This window comes from Fluviicola sp. (assembly GCF_030151805.1).
In the GTDB taxonomy this organism is placed as follows: domain Bacteria; phylum Bacteroidota; class Bacteroidia; order Flavobacteriales_D; family Crocinitomicaceae; genus Fluviicola.
Genome location: NZ_JASLCN010000482.1, coordinates 1 through 10,875, shown reverse-complemented (window position 1 = coordinate 10,875; position 10,875 = coordinate 1). Strand labels below are relative to the sequence as shown.

Here is a 10,875-nt window from a genome sequence, read left to right as displayed (position 1 = left end):
CCCATGGTGAAACTGCGTACATTTGCTCCTGTAACTCCAGCTTTCAATAACAACGCATTCGTTGTTTGAGTCGGCTGAACAGTCATGTAACCCGAATGCGCGTTCATAATCGAATAAGCTTCGTTCTGAACTTTGTAGGTCATTTCCTGTCCGGCATCCTGCTTATTCAACAAATAACTGAAAGGCAAAATGGCAATCTTATTCTGATGTGCTTCCAACCCGGATTTGGCAATAGAATCCGCTTTCCCGGAACTTGGTTTAGGGGAATTGAAAATTTCCACTCTTCCGCTGGAAAACGTGATCTTGGCAATATCGCTTTTTTTGATTTGATACACCAATGTTTCACCTGAATACACGAACTTGATATCCGTATCTCCTATCTCCTGAACTTTCCCGGCCAATTCTTCTCCCGAGGTTTTCAGGACAATATCATTTTTCAACGTGGATTGTGCAAACCCCATAAATTGGCATAGCAAAAAAATCCCAAGCGTGGCGATTAATTTCATAGTTTTTGTTTTCGTTCTACCAAATGTAAAGAAAATTCCTGAACTCCCCTCCTTCCATTCTGGTCAATTCAAGTGAAAAATAACTACATTTAAATCATGAAAGTGTATACCAAAAAAGGAGATAAAGGCACAACGGGATTGATCGGAGGAACCCGTTTGCCCAAACACCATATCCGGATTGAAAGCTACGGAACGGTAGATGAACTGAATAGTTATATCGGGTTGCTGCGCGATTTGATCAACGAAGACTCCAAATCAGAAGTACTGATCGAAATCCAGGACCGCCTTTTCACCATTGGTTCGCATTTGGCGGCCGATCCTGTGAAATCAAAAATGACCTTGCCGGAATTGTACGAAAGCGATATTACGTTCCTGGAAAATCACATCGACGCAATGGATGCAGAAATTCCACCAATGAAGTTTTTTGTTCTTCCGGGCGGAAATGTGATCGTTTCACAATGCCATGTTGCCCGTTGCATTTGCCGCAGAGCTGAGCGATTGGTTGCCCAACTCAGTGAATCAGAGCCGGTAAACCCGTTGATCAGCGCCTACATGAATCGTTTGAGCGATTACCTCTTTGTCCTGTCGCGAAAACTGGCGCATGAATTAAATGCAACGGAAACCCCCTGGAAACCAAGAACTCACTGATTAAAAGCCGCTTAAGAAAGTTTTTTTCGAATCCTTGACAAAACACTTGGTTTTTTTTAGAATAAGATTATTTTTGCGCAAATAAACAACAATATCACTAAGACATGTACTGGACATTAGAACTCGCATCCTACCTGGAAGACGCTCCATGGCCCGCAACAAAAGATGAATTGATCGATTACGCAATTCGTGCAGGAGCTCCTTTAGAAGTAGTTGAAAACCTACAAGATTTAGAAGATGAAGGTGATGTATATGAAAGCATCGAAGAAATTTGGCCAGATTATCCGTCTAAAGACGACTTCTTATTCAATGAAGATGAATATTAAATTCATATCTATTTAAAAAAGGTTCTCGATTCGGGAACCTTTTTTTGTACTTGTTCTACGCATGTCGTTCTCGATACCCACTAACACGGACTCGAACTGACATGCACAGAATCTCAAAAGCGCTTAAGAAATGGATTAATCCTGTCCCGTCAAGTATTCCGGCCTTTAGCAAAGCGAAAGATCGGAATGTATCGAGACACGGACAGGAGCAATCTATCCAAAACACCATCTTCAACTCCGCTCAGTCGACGTTTTACAAAGAATACTTTTCACAAAGAAAAAAGCGCCGGTCAAATAACCGGCGCCTTTTAAATCTAAGTGGAATTTCTTATTAGTTTTTCACGATTCGCACGGTGTGAAATGTATTCTCAGCCTGGATGATCAACTGGTATACTCCGCCGCTGAATGCGGATAAATCCAGTTTCGTTCCATCAGCAGCAATTCCGTCCAAAATCGTTCTTCCCTGGGCATCCGATACAGAATAGCTGAAAGATCCCGGGAATTCAATCGTTGTAAATCCTACAGTCGGATTCGGATATACCACCAATTGATTTGCTGTCAATTCATTGATTCCTAAACACTGATCAACTGTAATCGTTGATGAAGCAGTATTCTGACAATTGTTCTGGTCCGTGTAAGTATATGTTACCGGGTGAATTCCAACTCCTGCCGTTGAAGGATTGAAAACAGTTCCGCTGATTCCGTTTCCTGAATAAGTTCCTCCGGCTGGTAAACCTTGATTCAGAACCGCGGATCCGTTAGAAATACAGAAAGCAGGAATTGCTGAAAGTGTTACGCCTGGTAACGGATTCACCGTTAAGGTCATTTCATCTTCTGCTTCACAACCATTGGCATCCGTTCCCGTTACGGTATACGTTGTTGTTCCCAAAGTCGGAACAAAAGAAACACCATTCGTAACGCCATTATCCCAGTTATAGGTTACAGCTCCTGAGCCATTCAAAGTCACAGATGCGCCATTACAAACAATTCGATTTTGTCCTGCACTTACCGTTGGAAGGTTATTCACGAAAACAGTTACCTGGTCCGTATTGGTACACCCGTTGCTTCCGGTTCCGGTTACTTCAAAAGTTGCCTGGTTGTTAACCGGGAAAGGTGTTCCGTTTGTAATACCGCCTGTCCAGGAATAAGAAGTCGCTCCTGAACCCAATAATGTAATCGTAGTTCCTTTACAAACCGTTTGATCCGGGCCTGCTGAAACGTTTGGTAAAGCCTGAGCAGTTACCAGAATACTTGCTGCCTGAGAGGTACAACCGTTTCCGTCAGTATACGTCAAAAGATACGTGTTTGTTGCTGTTACGTTGATCGTTTGTGAGGTAACACCTGTTGACCAGGAGTTTCCTGTTGCAGAAGAGGAAGTCAAAATAACGGATCCTCCGGCGCAGAAGGTTGTTGCTCCGTTCGGCGTAATGGTTGGTACAGCAGGGTTGCTGTTTACCGTTATCACTGCCGGAGCAGAAGCTGCAGAACAAGTTCCGTTCGAAACAGAAACAGTATAATTTCCAGCGTTTGAAACAACAATACTTTGAGTCGTTTCTCCCGTTGACCAGGTATTTCCGGTCGCCTGGGAAGAAGTTAAAGTAACAGATCCACCGGCACAGAATGTGGTTGATCCGTTTGGTGTGATTACCGGTGTAGCAGGAGCGCTGTTTACAGTTACCACTACAGGAGCAGAAGTTGCAGAACAAGTTCCTCCGGTTGAATAAGTAACAGAGTATGTTCCCGCATTTGAAACTGTGATGCTTTGAGTTGTTTCTCCCGTTGACCAGGTATTTCCGGTTGTTTGGGAAGAAGTCAAGGTAACGGAGCCGCTTCCGCAAAGAGATAAAGAGCCGCTTGCATTAACCGTTGGGGCAGCAGGAGCTGAATTGACCGTAATTGTTTCTGTAGCTGTTCCGGTACATCCCGAACCATTATCAGCTGTTACCGTATATGTTGCTGTTGCTAAAGGAGTAAACGGAACGTTATTCACCACTCCGTTGTTCCATGAAATGTTTTGTCCGCCGGTTGCAGAAAGTGTTACTGTTTGTCCCTGGCAAATCGAATGCGACGATGCACTGGTCACAATTGCAACTCCGGTTGTTGTTACATTGAAACTTCCTGTATAATTGAACTGACCATCATTCGCTGTCAATGTAACCTGAGCAGTTCCCAACGAATTATTACTCAGATTATTGATTGTAATTCCATAAGTTCCGCCTCCTGCATTCGTAATCGTAATATCGCTGTTATCAATCACACTTTGGTTATTACTTACCGCTGTTACGGATGTAATTGCAGCACCCACATTGGAAATAAGTGCATTCACATTACTCATTCCCGTCGACTTACAGATTGTTTGCGCTGAAGGCATGGTAATCGTTGCGTCGTTATCCCGATTCACAATTGCTTGTGTTTTATTTGGCAATGCAGCATAAGTAGCATCCGCACTTCCAGTAGTTGAGGCAACGAGGTTAAACGTAATGTCTCCATCGTCATCTGTATCATCAACACCCGTTACAACAACATTCTGAACCTGATTCCAGTTTGTTGGAGTAAAGGTCAATTGAGTTGGACTCACTGTTCCTTCTGTCAAATCCGAAGAAGACAAATCCACTGTTACGTTTCCTGTTGGTTGCGTCCCCAAAACAATACCGATTGTTGCTGTAGTTCCTGCCTCACTCACGGAATATGTTCCGTTGGTGCTAAAAGCAACCCCCGGGAAAGATACCGCATTGTATGCACGGGTATAAATTCCCCGGGTATCTCCCTGGAATCCGTTCCCGCTCCACGCAGCCACAAATCCACCATTCGGCAATTTCGCAAGACAAGGTTGTTCTTGTTCATCCGCACTCGTACTATTTACCTGTAAAATTCCGGTTCTGCTTTGATTGTAGTTCTTTCCATAGATCACGTAGACTTCCTCATAATTCGGAGTCGGAGCATTACCATTCGGTAAATTGACCCATAATGACTTACCAACCACATAGTCTCCGTTATCATATAGCTGCGCTACGGTTCCTTCATGCCAGGTATAAGAATTTCCTGTCAGGATCGCGCTGTTATTGACAATAAACGTTCCGGTACTGCTTAAGATCCACAGACGCAACTTATTTGTCCCGGGATACTCACCGTGAGTTGTTGCGATCACGACTTCTCCATTGCTGTTTCCGCTTGCATCCATATCTGCACCGACATAATTATCAACACCCGGAGCCCAGATAATTTGTTCCGGGATTTCTGCAACAAAAGAACTATTGAATGTCTTGCGCATAATTTTTCTTTCTACTACGCAACATCCTGTCGTAATCTGTAAATGATAAATAGCCGTTAAGCGACCATCGTTGTGATAGATAATATTCGGAGCCTCTACATAGGAATAACCTGATACTTCCGTTACCCGAACCTCCGCATTGATCCAGGCATTCGTAGACAAATTATATCCTCTCAGGTATAATTGTTTATTCGCATCCCTGCCGTACAGGAAAGCCAGTGAATCGCCCTTGATCGCGAAATCCTGTTTGTTAAAAGGAACAGTTGTTGAAACCGTAATTGCAGGTGCAACCACGTTTAATTCATCCAACACATGGAATTTCAATACAGCGCCATCTATATAAGAAATGACATACTTCCCGTTTTTCCAGTGTTCGATATTCAAAAATTTGGAAGCAGATGACGTGATCGTTATTTCACCTGTAACCGGGTTATGGGAACTGTCGTATCTTCTTGCTTTCAGTGTTCCATACGTTTGTCCGTCGATCCAGATAACCACATAACTACCATCAGGAGCAGCAGCAACTTTGGGAGAAAATTGAGCAGGTGGAATATCTGTATTCACCAATTGTTCGAGAGAAAGGGGACTCAATGTTTGTCCCCAGCCTGCGATCCATAGAACCGCAAAAAAGAATGTAAGTACTATTGATTTCATAAACTCTTATTAAAAAAAACCAGGACAAATTTATAGACTCGTCAATGTTTCCCTGGCCTTCAGGAGCAACTAAAAACAATCGGATATACATTCGTAAAACGCGTAATAAAAAAACCACTGATTCACAACACGTTAACTTTCCATGTGGTTTATAATCGTTCCGATAAGATCGGATTTTGCGGCAACAAAAAAGCCCCGACGATAAATGTCGGGGCTTCAGTGTTTTATGATGTCAATATTTACACATTGAATCTGAAATGCATGATGTCTCCATCCTGCACGATGTATTCTTTTCCTTCTACTTTAAACTTCCCGGCTTCTTTCACTGCAGCTTCAGAACCCAAAGTTGTGTAATCTTCATATTTCATGACTTCTGCGCGGATAAATCCTTTCTCAAAATCGGTATGAATAACACCGGCAGCCTGTGGAGCGGTTGCACCAACCGGAACTGTCCAGGCACGAACTTCTTTCACTCCTGCCGTAAAATAAGTTTGCAAATTCAATAAGGAATAAGCAGAACGAATCAAACGATTCACCCCCGGTTCTTCCAAACCAAGCTCTTCGAGGAACATCTGGCGCTCTTCGTATGTTTCCAATTCGGAAATATCTGCTTCAATTTTTGCTCCTACAACCAGGATTTGCGCTTTTTCATCTTTCACAGCTTCACGAACTGCATCCACATGTGCATTTCCGGTTTTTACGGCAGATTCTTCTACGTTACAAACGTACATCACCGGCTTGGATGTAATCAACTGGAATTTCTCAACGATTTCAGCTTCTTTTTCATCAAAAGTCATGGAACGAACGGATTTCCCTTGCTCCAATGTTGCTTTGATTGCCAATGCCAAATCGTTTTCTTTCACCACTTCCTTGTCTCCTGATTTCAGGTTACGAGCCAATGATTGAATGCGTTTTTCAATGGATTCCAAATCCTTCAGCTGAAGTTCGATATCGATGATTTCTTTATCACTTACCGGATCTACGCGTCCGTCTACGTGAATAATGTTTCCATCTTCAAAGCAGCGAAGTACATGCAGAATAGCATCTGTTTCACGGATATTTGCCAAAAATTGATTTCCAAGGCCTTCTCCTTTCGAAGCTCCTTTCACTAATCCTGCAATATCAACGATTTCCATGGTTGTAGGAACCACTCTTTCAGGATTTACCATCGATTCCAATTTCTCCAAACGAGGATCCGGAACTGAAATAGTCCCCACATTCGGTTCGATAGTACAGAAAGGAAAATTCGCAGATTGCGCCTTAGCGTTTGATAAACAATTAAACAATGTCGACTTACCAACATTCGGCAAACCAACTATTCCGCATTTCAATGCCATAAAAAAAATTTGTGCAAAGATACTTTTAAATTGAAAATGTAAAATGCAAAATTGAAAAGTAATTATGAATCCGGAATTTTGCATTTTAACTTCTCCCTTTTCAATTGTCCATTTTCAATTAACGATTCATTTACTATTTTCGCATCTGTTCAAAATAAAATCATCCCGGTATGTTATTCCGCAAACTATTTTTCATCTGTGCATTTTTTTCTCTTGGAGCTGTAAACGCTCAGCAAAGTGATTCGCTAAAAATCCGCCAACTCTTTGACGAAGCATTGTTAAGAGGAAAGGCTTACGAAGATCTGCGTTCATTGTGTAAGGGAATTGGAGCGCGTTTGTCAGGGTCTTCCCAGGCTCAGATGGCAGTAGAATGGGGAAAACGAAAAATGGAAGGGTACGGTTTTGATAAAATCTACCTGCAGCCGGTCATGGTTCCGCATTGGGAAAGGGGAAACAAGGAAGTAGCCTGGTTTCAAAGTGCTTCGGGAGAACCGGTTCCTGTTGAGATCCTTGCCTTGGGAGGTTCCATTGGTACAAATGGTATGCTGAAAGCAGAAGTCATTGAATTCAAATCGTTGGATGAACTCAGAAAAGCATCTAAAACAACTGTTCAGGGGAAAATCGTATTCCTGAATCAACCGATGAATCCTGCAGATATCGTGACATTCAAAGCTTACGGCGGCTGCTACAGCATTCGCGGAGAAGGAGCTGTGGAAGCTTCGAAATTGGGAGCAGTTGGTGTTGTAATCCGCTCTTTGGCGCTTCCTGAAGATCATTTTCCGCATACCGGTTCCATGTATTATAACGCTGAAACGAAAAAAATTCCTGCCGGAGCTTTATCAACGGTTTCATCCAATGAACTTTCGAAAGCCCTTTCCAATGGGAAAGTAAACCTCATCATGGAAATGGATTGCAGGGATTTCCCGGACGAACCATCGTTTAATGTTATGGGAGAAATTACCGGCAGCGAAAAACCGAATGAAATTATCACCATTGGCGGACATTTGGATTCATGGGACACGGGCGAAGGCGCGCATGACGACGGAGCCGGAATTGTTCACTGCCTGGAAGCCTTAAGAATCCTGAAAGTGACCGGAATCAAACCGAAACATACCATCCGCGTAGTTTTCTTTATGAACGAGGAAAACGGAAACAAGGGCGGAATTGCATACGCGGAATGGGCAAAGAAAGAAAATCAAAAGCAAATTGCAGCGGTAGAAAGTGACCGCGGAGGTTTTACGCCACACGGGTTTGAGTGCGACGGAAAAGAATCGTATATTCAACTGATCAAAGGATTCGCACCGATTCTTGAGCCCTACGGATTACATCATTTTGCAGCCGGATACGGAGGAGTTGATATCAGTCCTTTGAAACGGTCTTACGATGGTATTCCGCTTTTCGGTTTGGTGCCGGATTCTCAGCGCTACTTTGATTTCCACCACGCACCAAGCGATGTTTTTGAAAGTGTCAACAAGCGCGAACTGGAACTGGGATGTGCAAGTATGGCAGCTTTTGTGTATTTATTGGATAAAGCCTTGTAATCATGAGTAATCAAAAACACTTCATCGGAAGACCAAACCCGGAAACAGCTCCGGCCTATGCCAAATATTACTTCGACAGGACTATCGGGCAGGATGATTTAATTCACGCCCTGGAACAGGATTTGGAACAAACCGTTTCGTTTATTGAAGGTCTTCCTGAAAGCAAAGCAGATTTTCAATATGCTGATGATAAATGGACCTTGAAAGGAGTGCTTCTTCATGTCATTGAAACCGAACGCATTTTTCAATACCGCGCCCTTCGCTTCTCCCGAAAAGATCACACTCCGATAGAAGGATTCGACGAAGGCTGGTATTCACAGCACAATAATACGGATCAGCGCACCCTGACTGATCTGAAAGACGAATTTTACGACGTCCGGAAAGCAAGTGTTTCGCTTTTCCTGGGAATGACTGCAGCTATGCTGGACGAAACCGGAACAGCAAACAACAGCCCGAATACCGCCCGAAACCTGGGCTGGATGATCGTCGGACACGGAATCCATCACTGCAATATCATCAAAGAACGTTATCTCGTAGATACGGATGAGATCTTTTAAACCGCTGAGACACAAATACACGGGTGGTTTTAGTGACTAAAAACCGATGCTTACACAGAAGCCTCACGCCTCCAACAAGCTGTTTGTCAGAATTTTAACCCAATTCATCGGTTAAAACCAAGAGATCATCGAATAACAACACTTCATAACCAGGCTTTGTTTTTTAACAGAAAGTCTATTTTTAGTAAGGTTTTTTTTCTACATTTAGTTGAAATCATACTTAATTTTTTAGTTATGAAGAAACCATTATTCACTTTCGCTATGTGTATGGCATTTGTTTCCGTTTTCGGACAAAGTGTCGACAGGAAATTTGCCCTTGGTATCAATGGCGGTTTATCGGATTATCACGGTGAACTCAACCAGAAATGGTTCAATATGAACAAGGCCTATCGGGGACAACTTGGTTTGTCCGGAAACTACTATCTCAATCCCTGGTTTAATCTCGGTTTGGACGTTACTATCGGAAAGCTGGGATTCCACTTACCCAATAATATGGGATACCGTTCGGATATGGGGCAAGCCAATCTGAATGTGAAATTCAAGTTTAACAATGGAAAATGGATCAAGGAAGACGCTGTGTTTCAACCCTACATTTTTATCGGAACCGGATTTGCCCATTATCTCAAAGACAACCTGAACATTGCAGGAACTGACTGGACAGGAAATGCGGGATTGGGATTCAACATCATGGTCAATGAAAAATTCGGGTTCAATTACAACCTGAACTACGCGTATACCAATCGGGATTACCGCGATCATCATTCCAACGGAAAATACAACGATCAATTCATGATTCACACGATCGGAGTTCTGTTTCCTCTCGGAAAAACAAAAGATACGGACGGTGACGGAGTTGGAGACAGACGGGATAAATGTGCCAATACTCCTTCGGGCGTAAGTGTTGATATTTACGGTTGTCCGCACGATAAAGACAAAGACGGAATTCCGGATTACCAGGATAAATGTCCGGATGTTGCCGGAATCTCTTCCATGAATGGTTGCCCGGATACGGACGGCGACGGAATTACAGATGCAGAAGACGCTTGTCCGAAAGTTGCCGGAGTAAGCAGCGCAAAAGGTTGTCCGGATGCCGATGGAGACGGAATCACAGACGCAGATGACGCATGTCCGGATGTGAAAGGATTGGCTTCGATGAAAGGTTGTCCGGATGCAGATGGTGACGGAGTAACCGATGCTGAAGATGCTTGTCCGAAAGTAAAAGGTCTTGCACAATTCAAAGGCTGTCCGGATACGGATGGAGACGGTGTTCCTGACAATGAAGACAGATGTCCGAAAATTGCAGGTGTTGCATCAAATAACGGTTGTCCGGAAATCAAGGCAGAAACGCTCAAAGTATTCGAAAGAGCCTTGAAAGGAATTCAATTTGAAACCGGAAAAGATGTCATTAAGAAAACATCCTATGAAGTATTGGATAACGTCGTGAAAATCATGAAGGAAAATCCAAGTTATCAGTTAGAAATCAATGGCCATACAGACAGTCAGGGAGACGATGCGAAAAACATGGTGCTTTCTCAAAAACGGGCTGAAGCCGTAGAAGCCTACCTGGTGAAAAAAGGAATTGGCACAGAAAGACTCCATCCTACCGGTTATGGAGAAACCAAACCGAAAGCAAGTAACGATACCAAAGAAGGACGTTCGGAAAACCGGCGTGTGGAGTTTGTCGTGAAGTTTTCAGAATAAGCAGACTACTTGAAAATACGGGAAGGGAGGATCGAAAGGTCTTCCCTTTTTTTCCTAATTATAGTGAAGAATTCAGTTCGGTTAGTTCCTTGTAATGAACTCTTTCAGCTTTTAAACCAGCGTGGAATAAGAAGTTTCAATGCAAAAAATCCAATATCACCTGTATTCTGACACATAATCTGTTTCCCCTGTTCATTTCTTGGTTAATTAATTTTCATCACAAATTGATAATATCAGCTTTATTACTGCTAAATTTGCACCCTGAACTGTTAATCGGATATCCAATCGATTAATGGAAAATGAACAAGTATGGCAGATATTTTTGATAAAATTG

Annotated in this window: 7 protein-coding genes and 1 pseudogene; 5 read left to right on the top strand and 3 right to left on the bottom strand. The window is 42.9% G+C overall.

The window, feature by feature from the left end; translation table 11 throughout:
• A pseudogene (locus tag Q1V93_RS18350) lies at positions 1-506 on the bottom strand (hypothetical protein); the annotation flags it as partial.
• A gap of 96 nt (positions 507-602) precedes the next feature.
• Here Q1V93_RS18350 and Q1V93_RS18345 point away from each other — a divergent pair.
• Positions 603-1,154, top strand: coding sequence for a cob(I)yrinic acid a,c-diamide adenosyltransferase (locus tag Q1V93_RS18345; RefSeq protein ID WP_300666696.1), 552 nt, complete (start codon positions 603-605; stop codon positions 1,152-1,154).
• A gap of 104 nt (positions 1,155-1,258) precedes the next feature.
• Complete coding sequence (locus tag Q1V93_RS18340) at positions 1,259-1,480, top strand: DUF2795 domain-containing protein (RefSeq protein WP_124745056.1); 222 nt, start codon at positions 1,259-1,261, stop codon at positions 1,478-1,480.
• A 331-nt stretch (positions 1,481-1,811) separates the two neighbouring features.
• On the opposite strand, the gene Q1V93_RS18335 is transcribed toward Q1V93_RS18340, so the two are convergent.
• Together Q1V93_RS18335 and ychF are read right to left on the bottom strand one after the other, a co-directional pair.
• Positions 1,812-5,405, bottom strand: coding sequence for a T9SS type A sorting domain-containing protein (locus tag Q1V93_RS18335; protein ID WP_300666693.1), 3,594 nt, complete (start codon positions 5,403-5,405; stop codon positions 1,812-1,814).
• Between the two features lie 239 nt (positions 5,406-5,644).
• Positions 5,645-6,736, bottom strand: coding sequence for a redox-regulated ATPase YchF (gene ychF, locus Q1V93_RS18330; protein ID WP_300666699.1), 1,092 nt, complete (start codon positions 6,734-6,736; stop codon positions 5,645-5,647).
• A 176-nt stretch (positions 6,737-6,912) separates the two neighbouring features.
• On the opposite strand from ychF, the gene Q1V93_RS18325 reads away from it, so the two are divergent.
• From Q1V93_RS18325 to Q1V93_RS18315, 3 genes are all read left to right on the top strand, one after another.
• Positions 6,913-8,283: a M20/M25/M40 family metallo-hydrolase gene (locus Q1V93_RS18325; RefSeq protein ID WP_300666690.1), complete on the top strand. Its 1,371-nt coding sequence runs from the start codon at positions 6,913-6,915 to the stop codon at positions 8,281-8,283.
• Positions 8,284-8,285: 2 nt separating this feature from the next.
• Positions 8,286-8,840 (top strand): DinB family protein, encoded by a 555-nt coding sequence (locus tag Q1V93_RS18320; protein ID WP_300666687.1) that lies wholly within the window; start codon positions 8,286-8,288, stop codon positions 8,838-8,840.
• 234 nt (positions 8,841-9,074) lie between these two features.
• A complete protein-coding gene (locus Q1V93_RS18315) occupies positions 9,075-10,541 on the top strand; it encodes an OmpA family protein (RefSeq protein ID WP_300666684.1) in 1,467 nt (488 codons plus the stop codon).
• The last annotated feature ends 334 nt before the right edge of the window (positions 10,542-10,875 follow it).

Bases quoted from the DNA above. Each gene is read 5' to 3' on its own strand.
- Q1V93_RS18345 (WP_300666696.1), top strand. From the start codon at position 603: ATGAAAGTGTATACCAAAAAAGGAGATAAAGGCACAACGGGATTGATC.
- Q1V93_RS18340 (WP_124745056.1), top strand. From the start codon at position 1,259: ATGTACTGGACATTAGAACTCGCATCCTACCTGGAAGACGCTCCATGG.
- Q1V93_RS18335 (WP_300666693.1), bottom strand. From the start codon at position 5,405: ATGAAATCAATAGTACTTACATTCTTTTTTGCGGTTCTATGGATCGCA.
- Q1V93_RS18325 (WP_300666690.1), top strand. From the start codon at position 6,913: ATGTTATTCCGCAAACTATTTTTCATCTGTGCATTTTTTTCTCTTGGA.
- Q1V93_RS18320 (WP_300666687.1), top strand. From the start codon at position 8,286: ATGAGTAATCAAAAACACTTCATCGGAAGACCAAACCCGGAAACAGCT.
- Q1V93_RS18315 (WP_300666684.1), top strand. From the start codon at position 9,075: ATGAAGAAACCATTATTCACTTTCGCTATGTGTATGGCATTTGTTTCC.